Genomic DNA, 24002 nt, shown 5'->3' with positions numbered 1-24002 from the left:
CCCTCCCCCGACCCCTCCCCGCCGGGGAGGGGAGATGAGTCACAATCACAGCACTGTGGTATAACCTCACTGCGTTCGGTAAGGCTGCATATCCTTCGCCCCGATTGGAGAAGGTTGTCACCCCGGATATGTAATCCCCATCACCTCATATTCCTTCTCGCCCGACGGCAGCACCACACGGCGCAGGTCGCCGACCGCTGCGCCACGCAGCGCGCGGGCAATGGGGGAGGACCAGCCGATCCGGCCTGCCTCGATATCGGTTTCATCATTGCCGACCAGCGTGACGGTGCGATGATTGTCGTCATCGTCCGCGATCGTGACGGTCGCGCCGAAATAGACGCGGGCTTTGTCCGGCTGAGCGCGTGCATCGACGACCTTGGCGTCCTTCATCTTCTTCGACAGGCGTTTCAGCTGGAAGTCGATCTCGCGCATCCGCTTGCGGCCATAAAGATAGTCGCCATTTTCCGACCGGTCGCCGTTGCCCGCCGCCCAGCTGACCACTTCGACAATCGCGGGGCGCTCGACGCCCAGCAGATGGTCATATTCGGCGCGCAGTTTGGCGAAGCCTTCGGGAGAGATATAGTTGGGATAGGGGGTGGTCATGCTATCCCCTTATCTTGTGCTTCATGGCTCAGGCAATTTTGTTCGCGCAGAGGCGCAAAGAGCGCAGAGATTATGGTCCGAAGATTTGCCGCGCAGCGGCCCTCCAAACCCTCAGCGGTCTCTGCGCCTCTGCGCGAATATCCTTCTACCCCGGCGTCTGTTTCCCCAGATAGCGGCTCAGCACCGCGCTGGTCCCCCGGAACCGCGCCCGTTCCGGGTTCATCGCTTCATAGACGACGGCATTTTCCAGCACCCGCTGCACATAGTTGCGGGTCTCGAAAATCGGGATCTGCTCGATCCAGCGGAGCATGTCCGCGCCCGGCAGGCGCGGGTCGCCATTGGCGCGCAGCCATTTGTTCACATTGCCCGGTCCGGCATTATAGGCCGCGACCGCGAGCGGATAAGCACCGCCATAATAATCGAGCATCCGCTGAAAATAGCCCGATCCCAGCATGATATTATAGCTGGGATCGTTGAGCGAGGCGGGGTTGTAGCCAAGGCCCAGCTTGCCCGCCTGCTCGCGTGCCGTGCCGGGCATCAGCTGCATCAGGCCGCGCGCGCCTGCATGGCTGACGATCTGCTTGTCGAACTGGCTTTCCTGCCGGGCGATGGCGTGCACCATGGTCCAGTTATATTGCGCGCTGGGCGGCACGGGAACGCGCGGGAAAGCGCTGGTGCCATAGCCGGTCAGGCCGCTGGATACGGCGCGACGGCCGACCATGACGCTCATGTCGGTGCGGCCGATCCGTTCGGCCAGTTCTGCGGCCAGGAAATGGTCGGTGTCGCTGTCGGCATTGTTGGCGATGGCGCGGGCGAATTTGCCCTGATCCTCCCAATAGCCCATCTGCCCAAGCGCCTTGACCGCGCGCACAACCGAGCGCTGGTCAAAAGCGGCGCGCTCGGCGGCGGAAATCGGCACCGGGCGCTCGACCGTGGCGGGCGGGGGGATCGGGCGACCCAGCCGTTCCAGCGACAACTGGCCGTAAAATTGGTCAGGATAGACGCCGGCCTGCGCGAAATAGCTGTTGGCGGTGGCGGCATCACCCGACTGGAGCGCCGCGCGCCCGGCCCAATAATAGCCTTTCGACTTGGTCTGGGGCGATTTGGCGGCTTCGGCGTAGCGGCGGAACATCGTCATCGCGTCGGTCGGGCGATTGAGATTGTAGAAGGCGGTGGTCCCGGCCAGCCAGGCGAGGCTGGTATAATCGTCGCGCACGCCGATCGGCTGATCGGACAGGTCGATGCCGGGCGGCACCGCGTCGTCAATCTTGCTGGCGATGCCCCAGGCAAAGCTCCACTGGCTGTCATTGGCGGCGGCGCGCGCCTGCCCCAACAATATTTCGTAGAATTTTTCGGCGTTGGCCGGGCGGTAGGTCAGCGCGCTGCGGTTGGCCAGATATTGGCGCGCCGCGACCCAGTTGCCGGTATCGCGCAGCCACAAAGCCTTGTCGGCGACAAAGCCCGCGTCGGTCGCGCCCACCGCTTCGGCGGCCTGCATCAGCATCGCCGCGTCGGGTGCCTTGCGGCGGAAAGCGATGCGCGCCTGATAGACGGCGCGGCGACCCGGCGAGACATAGGCCAGCATCCGCGCCGCGCCTGCCGTGTCATTGCCCCACAGCAGCATATCGGCGCGCTGGTCATGGTCGGCGGGCGTCAGGCCGGACCCGAACAGGGACAGCAGCCGCGCTTCATCCGCGACGCTGAGCGATCCGCCGATCCAGGCGTTGCGCGCAGCGACCCGCGCCTCGTCCATCCGGCCCATCTGCGCCAGCGCGGTGGCGTTGCGGGCATGGCCGGTCGCGGTGCGCGGCGGGAAGCGGGCGAAGAAGGCGCTGACCTGGCGCGGATCATAGCTGTCGGGGTTGATCCCGGTCTCGGCCAGCCGCCGCATCCGGTCTTCGCCCGGCCAGCCGGGATTGGCGGTGATGAAATTGGCATAGGTGGAAAAGCCCAGCCCATCGCTCTGCTGGAGCGCACGCCACTGGCTGATCGTCGCGCCGATCGACGAGTCGCTGGCCATGCCGACGCGGCTGGCGACCTGATTCCACTGGCCCGACGACGCGCCTTGCCCCGGCAACGGCTGGACTACAGCGCCGGGGGGATCAGCGGGCGCGGGACTTTCAGTCTGGGCGCTGGCGCCAGCGGTAAACAGCAACAGGGCAATAAGGGGCATACGGATAATGTAACTTTCAATCATTCGGGGCGTCGCCATGCTGGACATTATCGCAAATGCATCCTTATCAGCGCCTGAATGACGCGCTATAGCGCGCCGCTTGACCGATCATGCCCCGGCCGGCCGGAGAATTGAAGGAGTTTAATCATGTTTTCCGGCTCGATTCCGGCTCTGGTGACCCCGTTTCGCGACGGATCGGTGGATGAGGCGGCATTTCGCGCTCTGGTCGACTGGCAGATCGCGCAAGGATCGAGCGCGCTCGTCCCCTGCGGCACCACCGGCGAAAGCGCGACCATGACGGTCGAGGAGCATAATCGCGTCATCGCCATCTGCGTCGATCAGGCCGCCGGGCGCGTGCCGGTGATCGCTGGTTGCGGCTCCAACGACACGCGAATCGCGCTGGAACATATGTATGCCGCGCAAGGGGCGGGGGCGGACGCCGCTTTGGTGGTCGCGCCTTATTATAACAAGCCCAATCAGGACGGCGTCTATCAGCATTTCGCTTACCTTGCCGAACGCTGTTCCCTGCCGATCGTTCTATATAATGTTCCCAGCCGCACCATCACCGATATTGGTGTGCCGGTGATCCATCGCCTGTCGGAGGAATTTCAGACGATCGTGGGGATCAAGGACGCCACCGGGAATCTGGGGCGGGTCAGCGCACAGCGTCTCGCCTGCCGCCCGGATTTCTGCCAGCTGTCGGGTAATGACGAAACCGCGCTGGGATTCAACGCCATGGGCGGCAAGGGGTGCATATCCGTCACCGCCAATGTCGCGCCGCGTCTGGTCGCCGATTTCCAGGCGGCCTGCGCTGCCCACGATTGGGATGGTGCCTTGGCGTTGCAGGATCGTCTCTATCCCTTGCATGATGCCCTGTTCAGCGATTCTTCACCCGGCCCGGTTAAATATGCGCTCACGCGCGTTAGGCCCGACATGCCCGGCGACGTCCGCCTGCCGATCACCTGGCCGTCGGAATCCAGCCGGGCGGCGGTCGATCGGGCATTGGAGATTGCCGGACTGGTTTAAAGCTGTCGACGTCTTACATCATCCGTTCGCCCTGAGCTTGTCGAAGGGCACGGCTGAGCGTAGCGAAGCCACTTCGCTCCGCTCAGTAGAAGGCTTCGACTTCGCGCTCCTAGGCTTGTCAAAGGGCCGAACGGTTGTTGAGATTTTAGGTATAGATTGACCCCATGGCCCGCCCTCGTCCCGTTACCTTCGACAAGAAAAAGATCGTCGCCGAGAACCGGCGCGCGCGCTTTGACTATTTTATCGAAGATGTGTTCGAGGCAGGCATTGCCCTGCAGGGGACAGAGGTGAAGGCGCTGCGCGGCGGCGAAGGCTCCATCGCGGAAAGCTATGCCGAGGTGAAGGGCAATCAGGTGTTTCTGGTGAACAGCAACATCCCCGAATATAGCCACGGCAACCGCGAAAATCACGAACCCAAACGCCCCCGCAAGCTGTTGCTGCATGAGCGGGAGATCCACAAGATGCACAGCGCCGTGTCGCGGCAGGGCATGACTTTGGTGCCGCTGATGGTCTATTTCAACAGCCAGGGCCGCGCCAAGATCGAGCTGGCGCTGGCCAAGGGCAAGCAGAATCACGACAAGCGCGAGACGATCAAGGACCGCGACTGGAAGCGCGACCAGCAGCGCATCATGCGGGACAAGGGCTGATGGACAACCGCCTCAGCCGCTGGTGGCACGCCAATGCGCCGACGCGCGAAAGCCTGGAGCATAACCGCTTCCTCGCCCCCGTCGCGCATCGCGTGCTGGAGCCGTCGCTGTGGCGTTTCACCCGTCGCTCCGTGCCGCGCGGCGTGGCGCTGGGGCTGCTGGTCGGCATCTTCCTGCTGATCCCCGGCATCCAGATTGCAGGCGCGGCGCTGCTGGCGCTGCCGTTCCGCGCCAATATCCCGGTCGCGGCTGCCATGACCTTCCTGTCCAACCCGGCCACCACGCCGCTCATCCTGTGGCTCTCTGTCTATATCGGCAACTGGATGCTGGGGCGCAGCGCCGACGCATCGGGCTTCATGACGCTGGTGGATCATCACGCCACGATCGGCCAATGGACCGCCTGGCTGGTGTCCGAAGCCGCGCCCGCCATGCTGCTGGGCCTCTCGATCATCTCGGTCGGGGCGGCGATCATCGGCTATGTCATCGCCGACTGGTTCTGGCGTCACCGCATGGGCCGCAAATGGCAGGCGCGCAAATTGAGGATTGGCAAGGTCCATGAAAGCAGCGCATTGGAGAAAGCCGCTTCTGTCCTTTAAGGCAGAGGGCTATTCAGTGTCGATGCAGGGGGAAGGCCGTCCATGGCCGCGCGGGTAAACAGCAATGGGGATGCGTGGCTGACCCAGTCGCGATCGGGGCTGGTCCTGCCGCTCCTGCTGCTGGCGGCGGCTCTGTCGGCCGGGCTGGTTTTCTATGCGATTGGCAACTGGTTGTTCGCTGGCGGATTTGCCGCGACCATATTGACCATCGCGGCGCTCATGGCCTGGTATCGCCGCCTCTATCCGCCGCAACTCTCTGACAAGGAGGCGATTCCCGATTGGACTGTAGCCCGCGCTGCCGCTGACGCCTCCAGCATGGCGATTGCGGTTACCGATCGCGCCGGGCGACTGGTCTGCGCCAGCGACCTGTTTGGTGAATGGTTCCCAGGCTATCCCACACCCCCCGGCATCACTGGCGACGCGGCGCTGACCGAAAGCCTGTCCGTCGCCGCCCGTGCCGCCTGGCGCGATGGGGAAGCGAAGGTCGGCGGGATCGTGCAGGGCGCGCTGCGGCTGGACGTGGAAGTGGTGCGTACCGGCCGGGCGGAGGATTATCTGCTCTGGCGCTTCACCCCGGTGCGCCAGCCCAGCGCACTGGATGACGTCAACCGCTTCCTGACCGGCGAAGCGGGGCGCCAGATGGGCGAGGCGGGCGTCATGGCGGTGATGATCGGTGGCGAAGGCCGCATCCGCGCGGCCAATGGCGCCTTCCTGCTGCGCGCGGCGGGGCGGATCGACGCCAATATCACCGGCCGCGATTTCGCCAGCCATATGCGGGTGGATGACAAGGGACGGCTGTTCCTGGCGCGTGAGGAGCAGGGCGGCCTGCCGCTACGCCTGTTGCAGGTGCCGCTGAAGCGCGCCAGCCAGGGCAATGGCGTGTCCGCGCAGGCCAGTGCGCAGGACGGCCCGATGCTGCTGCTGCTGATCGACGAGCCGGCGGGCGGGGGCGGCACATCGGCGCTCTCCTATATCGAAACCCTGCTGTCGCTGCTGCCCTTTGGCCTCGCCATGGCCGACCGTGACGGGCGGGTGCTGTTCGTCAACAATGCCTTTGCGCGGGTGGCGGGCTTGAAACCGGGCGATAAGCCCAGCTATCCCGGCGATCTGGTGGTGCGGGAGGATCAGGCGGCGGTCGCCGACGCGGTGCGGCGCTTTGCCGTCGGCCCGCAAATGTCGGGCGACATTGCGGTGCGGATGCGCGACCAGCCCGACGAGCCGATCGCATTGAGCCTGGCGGGCGTGCGCGGCCTTGGCGAGGCGGCGGTGCTGCTCAGCCTCAAGGATAATAGCGAGGAATCCAAGCTCAAGCGGCAGGTCGCGCAGGCGACCAAGATGCAGGCGATCGGCCAGCTGGCGGGCGGCGTCGCGCATGATTTCAACAATATCCTGACCGCGATCATCGGCCATTGCGACCTGATGCTGATGCGCCATACGCCCGGCGACAGCGATTATGACGACATCCAGCAGATCAAGTCGAACAGCAACCGCGCCGCGGGGCTGACCCGGCAATTGCTCGCTTTCTCGCGCCAGCAGACGTTGCGGCCGCAGATATTGCAACTGCCGGACATCGTCGCGGACGTCTCCAATCTCCTGAAGCGCCTGCTGGGCGAAAATGTGAAGCTGGACGTCAGCCATGGCCGCAATCTGGGCGCGGTGCGTGCGGACCCTGGCCAGCTGGAGCAGGTGATCGTCAATCTGGCGGTCAATGCCCGCGACGCCATGCCCGAAGGCGGCACGCTCAATATCCAGACCTATGGCGTCCCCGCGATCAAGGTGCGGGAGATGCGCCAGCAGATATTGCCAGTTGGCGACTATACCGCACTGCGCGTGTCAGACACCGGGCTTGGCATCCCGCCCGACATATTGGCCAAGATTTTCGAGCCTTTCTTTACCACCAAGGAACTGGGCAAGGGGACGGGCCTTGGCCTTTCCACCGTCTATGGCATCGTCAAGCAATCGGGCGGCTATATCTTTGCCGAATCCGAAACGGGACGCGGCGCAAGCTTCGTCATCTACCTGCCGGTCTATGCCGGGTCCGATGCGAAGGATGTCGCCCCGGTCAAGCCGTCGGTCAAGCGCAGCGAGACATGGGGGACCGGCACCGTATTGCTGGTGGAGGATGAGGATATGGTCCGCGCCGTCGCCGAACGGGCGCTGGTGCGGCAGGGCTATACCGTGCTGACCGCCAGCGACGGCGAACAGGGGCTGGAGGTGCTGGCCGGGAATGTGACCATCGACCTGCTGATCTCCGACGTGGTGATGCCCAATATGGACGGTCCCGCCATGGTGGCGCAGGCGCGTCGCGCTTTCCCCGATCTGCCGGTCCTGTTCATGTCCGGCTATGCCGAGGAGCAATTGCGCAAGTCGATCGACATCGCCAACGTCGCCTTCCTGCCCAAGCCCTTCTCGGTCAACCAGTTGGCCGAAGCGGCGCGCGACGCGCTGGCGATGCGGCCGGTGGCGGAATGACCCCTCAATAACTTGCGCTCGATCAAGGTGATTATCCTGTCTATTCCCGTAACGATGGGTTAGCGCAAAGGCGTATCAACAGGGGATTGCGAAGGCATGTCGGCGGCTAAGAGCATTTTGATCGTCGAGGATGAAGCGATGATCGGCATGATGCTGGAGGATTATCTCGACGCGCTGGGTTACCGCTTGCACGCGGTCGCCGCGTCGGTCGACGAAGCTTGCGCCCATGCGCGGGACGGCGGCTTTGACGCGGCCCTGCTCGACTGCAATTTGCAGGGGGAGAAAAGCTGGCCCGTCGCTGACATATTGGTCCAGAAGGGCGTGCCTTTCGTCTTTGCGACCGGCGGTATGGCCGACGATCTGCCGTCCCATCATGCCGATCGGCCGACGCTCGCCAAGCCCTTCACCATCGGCGCGGTCGAGCGGGCCTTGGGAAAAATATTGGGCGAATAGGAAATTCCCGTTCCCCCCTTGTTCTAGTGGAACAAACAGGATACATCATCGCCAGGCGCCGAGAGAATCGGCGCAGTCCGCTTGACAGGGAATAGGCCGATGTCCGCTATGCTCACACTCATCGATTCCAAGAAGAACGGGACTATGGACAGACAAAAAGCATTGGACGCCGCGCTCGCCCAGATCGACCGGGCATTTGGCAAAGGCTCCGCGATGAAGCTGGGCAGCCGGGAGAAGCTGGAGATTGAAGCCATCTCCAGCGGATCCCTCGGCCTCGACATTGCGCTCGGCATTGGCGGCCTGCCCAAGGGGCGGATCATCGAGATTTACGGCCCGGAAAGCTCCGGCAAGACGACGCTGGCGCTCCATGTCATCGCCGAAGCGCAGAAGGGCGGCGGCACCGCGGCCTTCGTGGACGCTGAACATGCGCTCGATCCGGGCTATGCCAAGAAATTGGGCGTCGATATTGACGAACTGATCGTGTCGCAGCCCGACACGGGCGAACAGGCGCTCGAAATCGTCGATACGCTGGTGCGCTCCAACGCCATCGACGTGCTGGTGATCGACTCGGTCGCCGCGCTGGTGCCGCGCGCGGAAATCGAGGGTGAGATGGGCGACAGCCATGTCGGCCTTCAGGCGCGCCTCATGAGCCAGGCGCTGCGCAAGCTGACCGGCTCGATCTCGCGCTCTAAATGTATGGTGATCTTCATCAACCAGGTGCGCATGAAGATCGGCGTGATGTACGGCAACCCGGAAACCACGACCGGCGGCAACGCGCTCAAATTCTACGCCTCGGTCCGCCTCGACATTCGCCGCACCGGCCAGATCAAGGATCGCGAGGATATTGTCGGCAACGCGACCCGCGTGAAGGTGGTCAAGAACAAGGTCGCCCCGCCGTTCAAGCAGGTCGAATTCGACATCATGTATGGCGAGGGTATTTCCAAGATTGGCGAGATTCTCGATCTGGGCGTCAAGGCCGGGATCGTCGAGAAATCGGGCGCCTGGTTCTCCTACGATTCAGTCCGCATCGGCCAGGGTCGCGAAAACGCCAAGACATTTTTGAAAACGCATCCTGACATGGCGGACCGTCTGGAAAAGGCGATCCGGGGCAAGACCGATGTGGTCGCCGAAGCGTTGATGGCCGGACCCGAAGCGGAGGATGATGACGAATAAGCGCAGATGCCTGTCCGGCCGGATCAGCCGGAACAGCCTCTGACGCGGCTCGTCCGCCTCTCGCTTCACGCACTGAAAAGGCCCGCTGCTTCACCCTTGCGCAGCGGGCCTTTTACCGTCCAGATCCTGCGCGTCGGACTTTCCGATAGGATCAGGCTAGCGCAAGATTATGTCCGATTTACCGGGAAATGTGCGAAGTTAAGCGTGATTATGTCAGCCTGATCCGTTCGTTTCGAGCGCAGTCGAGAAACGTGCCGCACTGGTTTCTCGACTGCGCTCGAAACGAACGGAGGGCGGGTTGCCATCTCAAAATCGTGACGCTCTGCGTGGCTGAACCTATTGGCGGCTTGCGCTCTGCCTGCGGCATCGCAATGCTCTGCACCCTAATCCCCTTTCGCGCGTTACCGCGTCTCCTTCCCCAAACCTGAAAGGCTCCCCTGATGCGCGTCGCGATCGAGGCGATACTGGATTATGACTTCGCCGAACCGACCGATGTGCTGCTGGCGGTGGAGGCTGCCGCGCTGCCCGACCAGCATATCGTCAGCCAGTCCCATATCATCAACAATGCAGGGCCATTGACCAACAAGGTCGGCGGCAGCGGCGTCGGGCGGCGCACCTGGACCCGCACCGGCACTGGCCGGATGCTCAGCACCTACCGCGCCACGGTGGATGTCGAACGGCCTGCGGTCGATCTCGCCAGCCTCAACAAAAGCCCGCTGCCCAGCCTGCCGGAAGAGGTGCTGCCCTTCATCTGGCCCAGCCGCTATTGCGAGGCCGATCGCTTCGTCAGCTTCGTCTGCGGTCATTTCCCCGATCTGGAGGGCGGCGCACTGGTCGCGGCACTGCGCGACTGGGTGCACGACAACCTCATCTATGTGCCGGGCAGTTCCGATGGCGCGACCACCGCCGCCGACACCTTCGTCGCGCAGCAGGGCGTCTGCCGCGACTATGCCCATCTGACCGCCGCACTGATCCGTTCGCGCGACATCCCCGCCCGTCTGGTGTCGGTCTATGCCCTCGGCCTCGATCCGCCAGACTTTCACGCTGTCGTCGAAGTCTGGCTCGACGGGGCATGGCATATCGTCGATTCGACCGGCCTCGCCCCGGTCGAAACCATGGTCCGCATCGCCGTCGGCCGCGACGCCACCGACATCGCCTTCATGACCGCCTTCGGCAACGCCATGATGAACGCCCAATCCATCCTCGTCTCGCGGGTGGACGAATAATATAGGGGCAGGCACCCCACCTCCGTTCGCCCTGAGCCTGTCGAAGGGCAGTTCTTCTTGAAGGGAAGGACGAGGCTTCGACAGGCTCAGCCCGAACGGGTGATGTAACGAACCGGCTGCCCGCCCCCCTCAATAATCCTTGGAATAGCGCAGGTTCGCCGACGACCCGGCATTGGTGCCGGTTTTGGACAACAGGCTCAGCGTCTTGGACAAAGCGATCTCCAGCTGGGTGGCGGTAAAGCCTTTCGAATCCGTGATCACCTCGACATAGACATTGTTCGAGATATGCTGCCCGACCGCGAGGGACGTTCCGCGTCCGGTCGCCTCGTCGCCGCCGACGATGCCGATGCGGTCGACGCCCGATGCGCCCTGCAACTTGCCCATCGGGTTCAGCCCGCCGCTGCCGCCGCGCAGGCCGTTGAGCGCGGCGGCCAGTTGCACCGCCTGCATCGCCGACAGGTTGGCGACATTATCCCCGAACAATATGCGCGAGAGGATTTCATCCTGCGGCAAAGTGGGGGTGGAGATGAAGGCGATGTCGGGCTGCTGCGCCGATCCGGTCACCTGTATGCCCGCGGTCACCGTGTCGATCCGGGTCTGCGCCTTGATCGCCAGCACCGGGTTCAGCATCGGGCCGTTGAACGTGATGACCCCCTGCTCCAGATCGAACTGCTTGCCCGAAAAACTGTAACGCCCGCGCAGCACTTCCAGCCGGCCGACCACGCGCGGATTGGCGGTGGTGCCGGTCACCCGCATGGCGGTTTTCCATTCCGAATCCAGCCCCATGCCAGTGACGTAGATTTCATTGTCGGCCCGCAGCCTTATATCGAGTTTCCAGTCCGCCGGTTTTGCCGCTGCCTGCCGCGCAGCCATACGCTGGTCCAGAATGTCCGTGCCTTCCCCCTTGCGCCGCACGCCCTGCAACTGGCGAATGTCGGTGCCACCCTGCCAGGCGACCTTGTAGCGAGTTTCGGGCAGGGTCAGGTCGCCCTTGATCAGGCCGCCATTAGCCGGGCTGTTGGTGATGGCCATCGTCCCGCTGACCACGCTGGTGATCGCTTCGCTGCGGGCCAGCCGCGCCCGGTCCAGCGCGATCGCGATGTTCATCGGGAAACCGCTGTCGGCGGCTAGCCCGACCGTGCCCAACGCCTTGACCGTGCCGTCGCCCGCCCGCCCGGAAAAATCGCGCAGCTCCAGCCGGTCGTTGGTGAAGCGGCCATCGAGTTTCATGCTCGTCACGCGGGTGCCAAACGTCTCATTCTCATAAGTGAGCGCATTGGCGCGGACGATGCCATTGACGCGCGGGTCGGTCAGCCGCCCGCTGAAATCGGCGGCGACCGCCAGCCCGCCGGTCAATTGCTGGTCAGCCAGTCCCGCGAAGGAGAAAAGCACATCGGCAGGCCCGGCATAGCGGATGCCACCGCCCAAGGGTGCCGCCTGCAATTGTTCGCTCCAGCTGGCCCCCGGTCCCGGCGGGGCAAGGGTGGCGACGAACCGCCCCAGCGTGGACGTCCCGCGCCGGATCAGCCCGCGCAAATCGCCGCCCGCGCCCGACAGTTTGCCCTCCATGCGCATCGACACAGGATCGGACACGGCGGTCAGGCTGGATCGGCGGAAATCGGCGATGGCAAGGCGGGTTGTCGCGGTTGGGAAAGCGTTGCCGGTCTGGGTAAAGTCCAGCGTCCCGGTCGCCTTGCCGCCAATGCCCAGGCCAGGCGCGGCGATGTTGATGATCGCCAGATCAAAATCCTTGAACCGCGCCTGCATTGCCGTGCTGTCACCAAAGCGGCCTGCCAGATCGACCTTGCCCTGCGGCAGCACCAAAGTCGCTGGTTCCAGCCGATAGCCCGCCGGCTCGGTGCGGATGATCGCGGGATTGGCGAGACGGAAGGGGATATTGCCCGCCTTGCCCTGCAACGCCACGGCATAGAGATGGGGGCGCAACGCCGCATTGGCCGCGATCGAGAAGGGGACGCCGCTGGAACCGTCCGCCACCAGCTGCGCCTTGCCGCGCCCGCCCTGATAGTCGATCTTGGCGCGCCCGGTACGCACGACATAATCGCCATAGGCGGCGTTGGCGATCTGCACATCGGCGACGATGCGCGGCTGATCGGTCAGCACCATGGAGGCTTTCACGATGGCGCGGCCAATAATGACCTCTGCATCGCCCGGCAATTTCGCATTGCTGGCGGTGGCGTTGACGTCCACCCCCTGCGCCTTGCCGACCGCAGCCAGCCGCACCGCGCCGGTGATGCCCGACCCGTTCATGCTGAGTTGCCCGGTGAAGGGACCAGCGGCGCTTTGCTGCACCGTGCCCGCCATATCCACCCCGGCAAAGCGCGCCTTGGCAATGTCGATCGTCAACGGCCCGCTGGCGGTGCGAATGAGGGCGTTGGCGAAGAAGGGACCATAAGGCGATCCACCGGTCGCTTCGAGCCTATAGCCCGCTGCCTCACCGTTCAGCTTCGCCACCACGTCGGACAGTTGTACGCCCACATTGGGCCGCGCCGCACGCAGCACCGCCTGCGGTCGCTCCATCGTCCCGCGCACGGTCAAGGCCAGCGGCCCATACTGGCGGGACGAAGCGGTGGCGTCGAACGCGATCCGTCCGTCCGTGTCGTAACTGCCCGATCCCGACTGGATGGTGAAATTGGGCGCCGCACCTTTCAGCCCCGCCAGTATGAACTTGCCCTCCGGCGTCATGCCGATCCGCCCGGTGGCGACCGCATTGCCGCCCAGAAAATCGCGCACGGACGCATTGTCCCAGCGCGCCGTCCGCACACCAAAGCGCCCCGACAGGCCAAAGCCGCCTCTGGGTCCGGGGACCAGCTCGACATCGGTGTTCAGGTTGACGATGCCGACCCCGTCGATGCGGTAGTCGTTGACCCGCCCTTTGAGCGCCCCGCGATAGAGGGCGTTATCGAGGTCCGCCAATATGATGGCGGTGGCGTCGATCCGGTCGCTGTCGATCTTCAGATTGTCGCTGATCAGCTTGCCGCCCGCATAGGCGAAATCGCCCTTCACCCGCAAATTGTTCATCAGCCCGCCCGCTGCGGCGTTCAGGCCGGTCACCCGGCTTACGGTCGCGTTGACGGGAATGCGGATACGGTCGGCGTCGATCACCGCGCGCCCGCTGGCTTTCAGATTCTCGATACCGGTGGCGTCGAACGCCAGATATTTCGCGGTAATGTCATAGTCGATAAACGGCGTCGCCATCGGCCCGTCGAGGATGATCGCGGCGCGCACGTCGCGCCCCTTCACCTTCGCCATGATCGCGCCGGGGGTCAGCAGCGCCGCGTTGATCCTGAGCGCGCTGAACCGGCTGGTGCCTAGGTCGATGATCCCCTGCGCATCGGCGGACAGGGCTGGCGATCGCACTGTGCCTTTCAGATTCACCCGCCGCTCGTTAAGTCCGGCAAACAGATCTACGTCCAGCTGCGGGCCGGTCAGGCGATCGACCGTACCTGCCATGGCCAGGCCGGGGCGGACCGGCCCCTTGGCGGTGAACGCACCGTCACGCGCGGCGATGGCGATATTGGCCAGTTGCCCGTTGGGACTGGTCGCGACGATGCGCCCGTCCCACGCCTGCCACGTCCCCTTGCCATCCAGAGTCGCGGTCATCCCGTCGGTCAGGCCGGACATGGCGGCGATCACCCCTCCCTTGGGCGCGGTCAGCGTGCCGCTCATGGCCAGGCGATTTTGCGCCGGCACTGCATCGAGCTTGGCCTGCAACCGGTCGCCGCTGTCGACGATGGCGTCTGCGGACAGGATCGCGCGGCCATCGGCGATATGGGTGACGCCGTCGATCGCGATTTCGCGCTTCTGGCCGATCACGGGCTTGGCGAGGATGAACTTGCCAATCTTCATCCGGTCAACGTCAATGTCCAGGTCCGGCAGGATCGGCGCATTGGGATCGGTCGGGGTCGCATTGAACTGCGGACTGCGCGCCAGCACGACCAGCGGGGTTTCCAGCAGGCTGACCGAGATATGATTGTTCACATAGCGAAACGGCTTCCACACCACATGGACGCGGGGTGACACCGCGAACACGCCCTTGGGATCGCGCAGAATAAGATCGTGGATCACCATGTCGCTGTAGATAGAGCCGTCGATCCGCCCGACCTCGATTCCCATGCCCGATTCGAGCTTCAGCGCGGCGATCTGCTGGATCAGGAATTTCTTGCCCGGCTGGGTATTGAGACCCAGCAGCAACCCCGCCGCCAGCACGACCAGCGCGACGAGCAGGCCGACGACCCCGATCGCGATCTTCTGCCAAAGCGGGCGACCCTCGCGGATCACTACGGTCTGGGCGGGGACAGTCTCGGTGGGGGTGTCGTCCTGCGTCATTTAGAAAGCCTGCCCGATGCCGATATAGAGGGCGAATTTGGATTCGCCCGGCTGCCGGTTGATCGGCATCGCAATGTCGGCGCGGAACGGACCGAAATTGGTGTAGAAGCGCCCGCCTATGCCCACGCCATAGCGCATGTCGGAAAATTTCGGGATGGCGCTGTCATAGACCTGGCCTGCATCGACAAAGGCGACCGCGCCATAATTGCCGAAGCGATAGCGGCCCTCGACCGCAAATTCATTGACCGACCGGCCACCAACGGGATCGTTGTTCGCGTCCTTTGGTCCCAGTTCCTGATAGCCATAGCCGCGCACCGATCCGCCCCCGCCCGCATAGATGCGCCGCGACGGCGCGACATCGTCACGCGCCACGCCGCTGATCGTGCCGAGCCGGGTTCGTGCGGCGATGACCAGTGCATCGGACACGGGATAATAGCCGGTCAGGTCGAACGTGCCGCGCACATAGGGGGAGACATCGCCCTGTAACGAGGCTTCGGGCGACACGCGCACGCTGGCGCGGAAGCCTTTGGTGGGGTTGAGCAAATCGTTGGACCGATCATAACCGACCTGCACCGGCAGCGCGCCGATAAAATAGGTCAGCCGCTTGTTCTGGCCGGTCGCCGGGTCGATCGTCGTCTGTTCATTCGACAGCAGGATTTCCGCGCCATAGCTGTAGGTCCAGCGCTTCTGGAAGATCGGCGTGGATTGCCGCGCCCAGCTGATGTTCAGCCCCGCCGTGAAGGCTTCATAGGCGTCATATTTCTGATGGTTGATCAGCGCCCCGGCCTGAAACGTCCTGTCGCGCTTGCCGGCATTGGACCGGCGGAACGTGCCCGACACGCCCTGTTCCTGCGTGCCTGCGACCACCCCTGCGATCAGTGCGCCTTCGGGTGGGAAGAGGTTGCGGTGGGTCCATGTCCCCTCCGCGCGGAAACCCTGGCCGGTGCCATAGCCCAGCTCGCCCGCCAGCGTGCGTGGCGGTCCGGCATCCTGTTCGACATGCAGATCGACATATTCGGTGCCGTCCGGCCCGGCTTCGTTGGTCCGCACCGGTTCCACCGCGACGCTGGAGAATAGCCCGGTCGCGACCAGCGCCTTGCGCAAATCGTCCACCTTGCGGCTGTCGTAAATCTCGCCCGGCTTGTAGCGGCGGATCACCTCCATATGATCGGCACCAAAGGCCTGTTTCGCGCCGCTGGTCGTGACCTTGCGGAACGTGCCGCGCGGGCCGGTATCGACCGGCAGCCTATAGTCGCCGGTCACAGTTGCCGGATCGAGCAATATGTCGCGATCGCCCACCCTGGCAAAGGCATAGCCCTGTTCGGGCAGTTTCAGCGCGACATTGGCTTCCGCCCCCTCAACCGTCGCGGCGACGATATAGTCCCCGGTCTTGAGCGGCAGGCTGTCACGCGCCAGCCCCGGCGGTACTGTTGGCCTGGCGGCCACGACGATATCGCCTAGCTTGTAGCGTTTGCCCGGCGTCACCGAAACCACGGCAGTCAGCGTGCCATCGCCGGTCTGGTCGAGGCTGGCGAGCGCGGTCGCGTCATAATAGCCTTCGGAATAGAAGAGCCGCACCGCCAGCTTCTCATCCTCCTGCGCCCGCGCCTGCACCATCGCGGCGGTCTCCGCCTTGCCATCGCCGTCGATCAGCGCGGATGCCTCGCGAAATTCGTCTTCAAGGCCCGTCTTGCCGAACCCCTCGATCCGGGTGGCGTAGCGGATATCGGGTGTCTGTGTGTTCGGGTCAGTGTCGGCCGCGACATTGGCAGGCACCGTCACGCTGCCAAGCGCGGGCAAAGGTTGCGCCAGTTCTGGCTCCTGCACCGGCTCCGTCGCGGGGGGCAGTTCCGCCATCGCGCTGGTCTGCGGCATCTGCTGCTCGATCCAGCTGTCGATCGAGGGCAGGCGCGCGTCAAACTGGTCATCCGGCAGGATCGGTTCTTCCGCGGCAGGCGGCGTAGCTGTCTGTGCCATCAACGGCAGGGGGGATGCGGTTGCGATAAGGAGGCCCAACATGTGCCGGACATGATGCGCCTGTCGTCTTATCATATGTCAGCAATGCCCCTTTGCCGTCCGCGATACAGATAGCGGACGAACCTGCAATACGCCCAAAGGGTTGCGCGGGTTCCGCCCAGGGTAAAATTCGCCGCGATGGCCCGCGCTTCCCTCCATGCTTCCCAGAGTCTAGAGCGGCGGCATGACATTTGCGCTCAACATTGCCCGCTCGATCACTGGCCAGCCCTGGAAATGGCGCGGGGAGGGGGCGGATGCGCGCGAGCCGGGCTATCTGCCCGATGATCTGGTGACCCAATTGCTGCTGGCGCGCGGCTGTCCGAGGGACGCGCTGGAGGCCCATCGCAACCCCACCATCCGCGCCTTCATGCCCGACCCCAGCCTGTTCCGCGACATGGACGCCGCCGCCGAACGGCTGGCCGACGCGGTGCAGCGGGGCGAGGATGTGCGCATCTTCGGCGATTATGACGTCGATGGCGCGACCAGCGCCGCGCTGCTCATCCGCCTGCTGCGCGATTTGGGGCTGGCGGCGCGGCCCTATATCCCCGACCGGCTGATGGAGGGCTATGGCCCGTCGGGCGAGGCGCTGGTGCGGCTGGCGGGCGAGGGCGCAACCCTGATCGTCACCGTCGATTGCGGGGCGCAGGCGTTCGAAGCGCTCGCCATGGCACGCGAAGCCGGGGTCGATGTCGTCGTGGTCGACCATCATAAATGCAGCGCCGCGCTGCCCCTGGCGCTGGCGCTGGTCAATCCCAACCGGCTGGACGAGGGGGATGAGGCGGCGACCCATGGCCATCTCGCTGCGGTCGGTGTCGCCTTCCTGCTGGGCGCGGCGCTGGTGCGGGTGCTGCGGGCGCGCGGCTGGTTCGCGACGCGCAGCGAACCCGCGCTGATGGAATTGCTCGATATCGTCGCGTTGGGCACCGTGGCCGACGTCGCGCAACTGAAAGGACTGAACCGCGCCTTCGTGGCGCAGGGGCTTAAAGTCATGGCCAGGCGCCGCAACATCGGTCTCGCCGCGCTGATCGACGCCAGCCGCCTGACCCGCGCGCCGCTCTGCCATGATCTGGGCTTTGCGCTGGGACCGCGCATCAATGCGGGCGGGCGCGTGGGGCAGGCTGATCTGGGCGTGCGTCTGCTGACGACGGAGGACCCCGCCGAGGCCGCGCGGATCGCCGAGCAACTCAATCAGTATAATGAAGAACGGCGCGCGATCGAATCGACCGTGCAGGAACAGGCCGAAGCGCTGCTGGCCGTCCAGGGCAATCGCGCCGTCGCAGTGATCGCCGGGCAGGGCTGGCACCCCGGCGTCATCGGCATCGTCGCGGGCCGTATCAAGGAAAAGGCCGGGCGACCCGCCATCGTCATCGCGCTGGATGAGGATGGCGTCGGCAAGGGATCGGGCCGCTCGATCAGCGGGGTCGATCTGGGCGCGGCGGTGATGGCGGCCAAGGATAGCGGCCTGCTGGTCGCGGGCGGTGGTCATGCCATGGCGGCGGGGCTGACCGTGGCGGCGGACCGGGTCGATGCGCTGGCCGATTTCCTCGACGATCGCCTGTCTGCTGCTGTGGCGCGGGCGCGTGACGATCGGGCGCTGCTGATCGACGCGGTGCTGGCGCCCGCTGGCGTCAATCCCGACTTCATCGCCGCGATCGAGGCAGGCGGTCCCTATGGCGCTGGCTGGCCAGCCCCCCGCATCGCCGCCGGGCCGATGCGCGTGATCAAGGCCGACATCGTGGGCAATGGCCATTTGCGTGCGATCATGGGCGGGGAGGATGGCCGGTCGTTCAAGACCATCGCTTTCCGGCAGGCCGAAACCGATCTGGGCCAGGCGATATTGGGCGCGCCGCGCGACCGGCGGCTATGGGTCGCGGGCCGCGCCAAGATTGACGATTGGGGCAGTCGCCCGGCCGCCGAACTCCATCTGGAGGACGCCGCCTGGGCCGATTGAGGGCGAAGCCTCCCGCGACACGCAAAAGGGGGTTGACCCCTGCGCCGTCTCCTCCTAATGCCCGCCTCGCTTCGCAGCGCCATCCGGTGGCGCTGCCAACGGCCCCTTCGTCTAGCGGTTAGGACGCGGCCCTTTCACGGCTGAAACACGGGTTCGATTCCCGTAGGGGTCACCAAAATACTCTCCCAGAGAGTATCAGAATGTGCCGGAAACGGCGGAATTCTGCGGTTTTTCATGGTATAGGTATCCCACACGGAGCGGTCTCGGACCACCGGATACCAGCAACTTGATGGTATATCTGATGGTAGCGCGGCCCTCCTCGAAAAGGAGATACCATCATGGCGCTCACCGCCGCTGCGATCAAAAATGCCAAGGGCAAAGCCAAGCCCTATAAACTCACCGATAGCGATGGCCTTTTCCTCTATGTCGCACCCAATGGTCGGCGCTACTGGCGGATGAACTATCGCCACCTTGGCAAACAAAAGACGTTGGCCTTTGGAATTTATCCTGACATCGGCCTTGCCGACGCCCGCGAGCAGCGCGACGACGCCCGCGAGCAGCGCGACGCCGCCCGCAAGGTGCTGGCAAAGGGGAATGATCCCGCCGAAAAGATCAAGCTGGATCGGATTGCCGCGACCGTGGCCGCGTCCAACAGCTTCAAGGCAGTTGCCGACGAATGGCTCGTGAAAGTCGAGCGTGAAGGCCGCTCCTCTGTCACGATGAAAAAGCTGCGTTGGCTGCTGGCCTTTATCAATGCGTCGCTGGGCAAGCGCCCTGTCACCGCCATCACCGCGCAGGAGGTCTTGGCCATGCTGCGCAAAATGGAGGGCAAGGGCCGCTACGAGACGGCCAAGCGCCTGCGCAGCACATGCAGCCAGATACTCCGCTACGCCATCGCCACGGCGCGCGCGGAGCGTGACGTGGCGGCTGACCTGCGCGGAGCGCTGATCGCGCCCAAACCCGTCCACCGCGCCGCGATCACCAGCGCGGATGATGCGGGCGGACTGTTGCGCGCCATTGAGGCGTTCGAGGGCTTTGCAAACACCAAAGCAGCGCTGCAACTGCTCCCGCACGTGTTCGTGCGCCCAGGCGAACTACGCCATGCCGAATGGGCCGACTTCGATTTCGACAAGGCGCTGTGGACCATCCCGGCGCACAAGACGAAGATGCGCCGTGCCCATACTATCCCCCTCTCGCGGCAGGCATTGGCGATCCTTGGCACCATCGAACATGATGCCGACTATAACGGCTACCTTTTCCCGTCGCTCCGCTCGGTGGACCGGCCCATGTCGGAGAACACCATCAACGCCGCGTTGCGGCGCATGGGCTTCGCACAGGATGAAATGACCGGCCACGGCTTCCGGGCGATGGCGGCGACCCTGCTCAACGAAATGGGACTATGGCATCCCGACGCGATCGAGCGACAGCTTGCCCATTGCGACAACAACGCCGTGCGTCGCGCATACACGCGAGGCGAATATTGGCACGAGCGGGTCCGCATGATGCAGCACTGGTCCGACCATCTCGACTTCCTGCACGACGGGCATAGGGTCGTAACCGGCAAGTTTGGTAAGGCGAAGAGCCAAGCCGCCTGATCGCAAGCCGTCAATGTTGCCGTGCCCATGCCTCCAACAGGTGGGGCACGGCAACAAGATCAAACGCCCAACTCCTCCCTGTAGCTTACCGGATCGGCAATCCAGCGGTTGATGGCGGACTCGCGCCAGCCAGCGCCGTGGACGCTGATCTTCACTTGGCGCGGGAAAGTGCCTTCGCCCATCTTGCGATAAAGCGTCGTGCGGGAAAGCCCTGTGCGGGCGAGGACGGTTTTCAGGCGAATGATACGATCACTGTTGGTCATGGGGCAGTCTCTTCAAATCAGGATGTTGTACGCGCCCCCGGCCACGAGCATTGGATGCCTTGCCGTCCCGGACAAGAGTGTTCCAGGCGTGCTGGCAGCTACGCTTTCATGGATCGGTGAACGCTGGCGGCAATTGGCGGTCGGCGGCGGAAGACGGCGGAATTTGGCGTAGGCTTCTCACTGATGACAATCAGCGAAGATTTTTTCCCAGCCTGTACCAAAGTTTCATGCCAAGCCTTCGCACCCGCCCCCGTTTCAGGGGACAGCCAGCAGGCGTTAGGTCGAGTCGTTCATCGGAGGCTCCTTTGAAAGGACCACCTTCTCAGCGTCATGAAGCAAACTCATGCTCACCCGCAGTCTATGCGCTGTCAAGAAGGCCGATACCGTGTCGTTCCTTCCCATCAAGGTTGAAATATAACGCTCAGTGTTATATGAAGTCACAGAAGCAGGAGCACCGCCATCGCGCGCATCTTCAAAAATGGTTGGTTCGAGCGCTTCGCGCGAAAAGAGCGGATAGCCGATGCCTCGCTTCGTGAAGCCGTGCAGCGCGCAGAAAGCGGCTTGGTGGATGCCGATCTTGGCGGCGGCGTCATCAAGCAACGGGTCGCGCGCGCCGGACACGGCAAGTCGGGCGGCTACCGGACGCTGATCCTGTTCCGGCAGGGTGACAAGGCGATATTCGCTTTCGGGTTCGCCAAGAGTGCGCAGGCGAACATATCAAAGGCGGACCTGGCCTTGCTCCGCGACGCGGCGAGCGAGGCACTGGAATGGAGCGCTGGGGAACTGGACCGTTTGGTAGCGTTGGGAACGCTGGTGGAGATAGACGATGGGGACCGTGATGAAGAATAAAGGTTATCGCAGCGAGATTGCGGGCGCGATCCATGAAATGATGAGCGACGCTCACGACGCGGGCGTGGTGTCGCGCGCGACGTTGCGTACATTCGATGAAGCGTGCCTCGCCCCCGCCCCCACGCTGGCAGGCGATGAAATTCGGGCGATCCGCGAGCGTGAGCATGTCTCGCAGCCGGTGTTCGCCGCCTATCTCAACGTCTCGCGCAATCTCGTGTCGGATTGGGAACGCGGTGTGAAGCGGCCCGGCGGCCCTGCCCTGCGCCTTCTGTCGATCATCCAACGCAAGGGATTACAGGCGGTCGCATAGCCTTCCCGTACCCTTCGTCTGTTCGTCGTGAAAACTTGGCCGATGGCGGACAGGCGGGCTTCAAGGGGCGGCGCTTGGATAGCTGCCGGGCGCCGAAGGCTTAGGTCGCAAGACCCCGTACTTTGCGACTAGTCAGGCAAGTCCAGCACAGTCTGGACTAGAGCAAAAATCTGCTCAAAAGCCGCAAAGTCTTCTGCGGGAAGGGTAGGTACGACCTTCTCTGCAAACCACTTTTTCCCGTCGTCGACGGTCAACTGCCACAATTCCGTACCCTCTTTCCGCTCAATCACGGTTGGCCCACATTTTGTCTCGATCGGCAACCCTTTAAGAACTAGACCTCGCCCTTCGAACTTTTTTTTCAACGCTTCGATTGGGAACATGAACTCAACGCAATGATGATTACTCTTTTCGAGTTCCGGTAAATTTGTCGGTATTGGAAGGAGGATTCCAGACGCCCGTTTATTCTTGGCTAATTTTATGTCATCGAACGATGCCAGCTTTTGGAAATTGGCGTCGAGCTGCCATCCCTTCTTACCATCAATGTCGCGATCGAACAGGCCGATAACTTTGTGGTGATGATCGGCCATAATCGACCGCAGGCACATACTCAGCTGAGCAGCCCCAGCAGCATCTGTTTTCTCGTCTTCACCAAGAACATTGCAGGATTTTATCGCAAATGGAGGGGAGCCGCCTCGCAGAATCTCCCAAGCCTTGCTGATAATAATAACATCAGTTTTACCCTCAGTCAGAAGAACAGGTCTATTAATTTCCTGGACCTCTTTGAGCGCAGCCACGAGATTTTCTTGTGCATTTTTGGCTGCGCTAAGTTGGGCTTCGAGCTTTTCATGCAGCTCATTCATCAGCCGGATGTGGCCCAGCTCGCCTGCGATTAGCATTACGGGATCAGATCCCTCGACCTTTTTAACCCGCGCGCTATTCAGATGCGAAAATATTGTATCTGATTTATCGCGGCTCGCCATATAGATTGACTGCCCGGAACGACTTAAGTCAATAAAAGCTGGCGAATGCGTGGTAAGAAATATCTGAGCATTGTGGCAGTACGTTTCTGCCATTGTGCTCGCGAGTTCGAAAGCTCTGCTGTACTCCATCGAATTTTCTGGTTCTTCTATACCCCACACGTGAAGCTTCGATGACCGTTCGGCGATGTAATTGAGGATCGCAGGCAAAAACCTGACTCGCACACCATCGCCCCGGTTATCTAGCGAGACGGCATCGCCGAAAGCACCCGATGTTTGGATATTGAAGGCTCGAAAGAGGTCTGCGTAGGTCGAAGGCAGCGATATTCGCGCGTCGACCTGTGTGATTTCCAAGAAGGCATTCCGCAATTCTTGGGCCTGGCCTTCTAGCTCTCCGCTAAATCGCTCCAAATCCGCGCTGAAACCGCCACTGGCACTCTCGAACAACAGAGTCTGCAATTCCGCCAGAATTGTCCGAAAAATGGTGCGATCTTTAATGGCGGGAATATACGTAAAAACTACAGAATTGAGAAATCTCTGGAGGCTTCCCTCCGCCTTATTTAACGTGGTATCCAGCTTTCCTGCGGCGATATACCTGTCGAGATCATGCGATATTTTTGGCGTTTTGCTGTCTCGAAACCATGTTTTTCGAACTTTGAAGCGGGGCGGTAAAGTTTTCTTGAACGACTCCTGACAGTTAAATTCGATTTCTATCTGAATAAATTGCCGCCCTTTAACCGACTCTCGGCGGACCACATCGAGACGGGAATGTGAGAATTCTTCTTGAAAGACAATTGGCTTTCCGTCTTCAGACGTTTCATTAAAAAATAGATTGAGTGCCCGAAGCAGGTTTGATTTTCCAACATCATTCCCACCCGTTATTATATTAACCGGGGCACAATCTTTTATTTTCTGTGAGTGGATTGAGCGGTAATATTTAACCTCGACGCTGCTTATGAGGTTAGGATTTTTTCGCATGCAACTTCCCCGAAGCACTCGGCCATTCATCGCGCATAGCTGCCGCGTTAGGCGGGGACAAGAAGCCGGTCGAGGTTTTAGCTGTTGGCGGGAAGGGTGGCCTCTGGATTTCGGTAGTTTGAGAACCAAACGAATAAAGCAAAGTGAAAGACTGCTTTCAGGATGAAGCGAGGCACGCTTCAATCACCGGAGTTGGCGCATAGCCGCCTGACAGAAGGTTCGGTCATAAGCCTCGCACGTTCGCGGTGGTCCAATAAATCTTTGTGGCGGCACCTCGCCATCGCTGAGTGTCCGACAAGGGCCGCTTCGAATTTTGGTCAGAGATTAAAGGCCTAGTCAGCCAGCCT

18 protein-coding genes and 1 tRNA gene are annotated in these 24002 nt (G+C 62.8%); 12 read left to right on the top strand and 7 right to left on the bottom strand.

Going from position 1 to position 24002, the window contains the following annotated elements; genetic code table 11:
- Nucleotides 1–117 precede the first annotated feature (117 nt).
- Nucleotides 118–603 carry a transcription elongation factor GreB gene (greB, locus tag ACODSR_RS19210; RefSeq protein ID WP_489078206.1) on the bottom strand — a complete coding sequence of 162 codons (486 nt, stop codon included), beginning with the start codon at nt 601–603 and terminating at the stop codon, nt 118–120.
- A gap of 145 nt (nt 604–748) precedes the next feature.
- Entirely contained in the window at nt 749–2824 is a 2076-nt protein-coding gene (locus tag ACODSR_RS19205; protein WP_489078205.1) for a lytic transglycosylase domain-containing protein, read from the bottom strand.
- Between the two features lie 99 nt (nt 2825–2923).
- On the opposite strand from ACODSR_RS19205, the gene dapA reads away from it, so the two are divergent.
- The 7 genes from dapA to ACODSR_RS19170 all read left to right on the top strand — a co-directional run bounded on the left by dapA (nt 2924) and on the right by ACODSR_RS19170 (nt 10369).
- Nucleotides 2924–3802 carry a 4-hydroxy-tetrahydrodipicolinate synthase gene (dapA, locus tag ACODSR_RS19200; RefSeq protein ID WP_489078204.1) on the top strand — a complete coding sequence of 293 codons (879 nt, stop codon included), beginning with the start codon at nt 2924–2926 and terminating at the stop codon, nt 3800–3802.
- 164 nt (nt 3803–3966) lie between these two features.
- Nucleotides 3967–4449, top strand: coding sequence for an SsrA-binding protein SmpB (gene smpB, locus ACODSR_RS19195; protein WP_006959198.1), 483 nt, complete (start codon nt 3967–3969; stop codon nt 4447–4449).
- Nucleotides 4449–5045, top strand: coding sequence for a DUF2062 domain-containing protein (locus tag ACODSR_RS19190; RefSeq protein WP_217675441.1), 597 nt, complete (start codon nt 4449–4451; stop codon nt 5043–5045). The genes smpB and ACODSR_RS19190 overlap by 1 nt, the downstream gene beginning before the upstream one ends.
- 42 nt (nt 5046–5087) lie before the next feature.
- On the top strand, nt 5088–7517 hold the full coding sequence (locus ACODSR_RS19185) for a hybrid sensor histidine kinase/response regulator (RefSeq protein ID WP_489078203.1): 2430 nt from the start codon (nt 5088–5090) through the stop codon (nt 7515–7517).
- Between the two features lie 96 nt (nt 7518–7613).
- On the top strand, nt 7614–7970 hold the full coding sequence (locus ACODSR_RS19180; protein WP_489078202.1) for a response regulator: 357 nt from the start codon (nt 7614–7616) through the stop codon (nt 7968–7970).
- Between the two features lie 99 nt (nt 7971–8069).
- Nucleotides 8070–9143 (top strand): recombinase RecA, encoded by a 1074-nt coding sequence (gene recA, locus ACODSR_RS19175; protein ID WP_489078201.1) that lies wholly within the window; start codon nt 8070–8072, stop codon nt 9141–9143.
- 440 nt (nt 9144–9583) lie between these two features.
- Nucleotides 9584–10369 (top strand): transglutaminase-like domain-containing protein, encoded by a 786-nt coding sequence (locus ACODSR_RS19170; protein WP_489078200.1) that lies wholly within the window; start codon nt 9584–9586, stop codon nt 10367–10369.
- Nucleotides 10370–10498: 129 nt separating this feature from the next.
- Here the strand turns inward: ACODSR_RS19170 and ACODSR_RS19165 are convergent, their stop codons facing one another.
- A complete protein-coding gene (locus ACODSR_RS19165; RefSeq protein WP_489078199.1) occupies nt 10499–14716 on the bottom strand; it encodes a translocation/assembly module TamB domain-containing protein in 4218 nt (1405 codons plus the stop codon).
- Nucleotides 14717–16768 (bottom strand): autotransporter assembly complex protein TamA, encoded by a 2052-nt coding sequence (locus tag ACODSR_RS19160; protein ID WP_489078198.1) that lies wholly within the window; start codon nt 16766–16768, stop codon nt 14717–14719. It abuts the gene before it with no gap.
- A 148-nt stretch (nt 16769–16916) separates the two neighbouring features.
- Between ACODSR_RS19160 and recJ the strand changes: the two genes are divergently transcribed.
- The 3 genes from recJ to ACODSR_RS19145 all read left to right on the top strand — a co-directional run bounded on the left by recJ (nt 16917) and on the right by ACODSR_RS19145 (nt 20278).
- Nucleotides 16917–18683 carry a single-stranded-DNA-specific exonuclease RecJ gene (gene recJ / locus ACODSR_RS19155; RefSeq protein WP_489078196.1) on the top strand — a complete coding sequence of 589 codons (1767 nt, stop codon included), beginning with the start codon at nt 16917–16919 and terminating at the stop codon, nt 18681–18683.
- Nucleotides 18684–18783: 100 nt separating this feature from the next.
- Nucleotides 18784–18858: transfer RNA gene (locus ACODSR_RS19150), tRNA-Glu, on the top strand.
- Nucleotides 18859–19021: 163 nt separating this feature from the next.
- The gene (locus ACODSR_RS19145; RefSeq protein ID WP_489078195.1) at nt 19022–20278 is read left to right on the top strand and encodes a tyrosine-type recombinase/integrase; all 1257 of its coding nucleotides are present in this window, start codon (nt 19022–19024) and stop codon (nt 20276–20278) included.
- Nucleotides 20279–20337: 59 nt separating this feature from the next.
- Here ACODSR_RS19145 and ACODSR_RS19140 read toward each other — a convergent pair whose 3' ends face one another.
- Complete coding sequence (locus ACODSR_RS19140; RefSeq protein WP_093082076.1) at nt 20338–20541, bottom strand: helix-turn-helix transcriptional regulator; 204 nt, start codon at nt 20539–20541, stop codon at nt 20338–20340.
- A gap of 276 nt (nt 20542–20817) precedes the next feature.
- Nucleotides 20818–21141, bottom strand: coding sequence for a hypothetical protein (locus tag ACODSR_RS19135; RefSeq protein WP_489078194.1), 324 nt, complete (start codon nt 21139–21141; stop codon nt 20818–20820).
- Here ACODSR_RS19135 and ACODSR_RS19130 point away from each other — a divergent pair.
- Together ACODSR_RS19130 and ACODSR_RS19125 are read left to right on the top strand one after the other, a co-directional pair.
- Entirely contained in the window at nt 21055–21390 is a 336-nt protein-coding gene (locus ACODSR_RS19130) for a type II toxin-antitoxin system RelE/ParE family toxin (RefSeq protein ID WP_489078207.1), read from the top strand. The genes ACODSR_RS19135 and ACODSR_RS19130 overlap by 87 nt on opposite strands.
- Nucleotides 21380–21700, top strand: a complete 321-nt coding sequence (locus ACODSR_RS19125) for a helix-turn-helix domain-containing protein (protein WP_489078193.1) — start codon at nt 21380–21382, stop codon at nt 21698–21700. The genes ACODSR_RS19130 and ACODSR_RS19125 overlap by 11 nt, the downstream gene beginning before the upstream one ends.
- Before the next feature lie 128 nt (nt 21701–21828).
- On the opposite strand, the gene ACODSR_RS19120 is transcribed toward ACODSR_RS19125, so the two are convergent.
- Complete coding sequence (locus tag ACODSR_RS19120) at nt 21829–23655, bottom strand: ATP-dependent nuclease (RefSeq protein WP_489078192.1); 1827 nt, start codon at nt 23653–23655, stop codon at nt 21829–21831.
- Nucleotides 23656–24002 lie beyond the last annotated feature (347 nt).

This window comes from Sphingobium sp. FG125 (assembly GCF_057809795.1).
The sequence above is the reverse complement of the archived record's forward strand: the minus strand, read 5'-3'. Positions and strand labels throughout refer to the sequence as shown.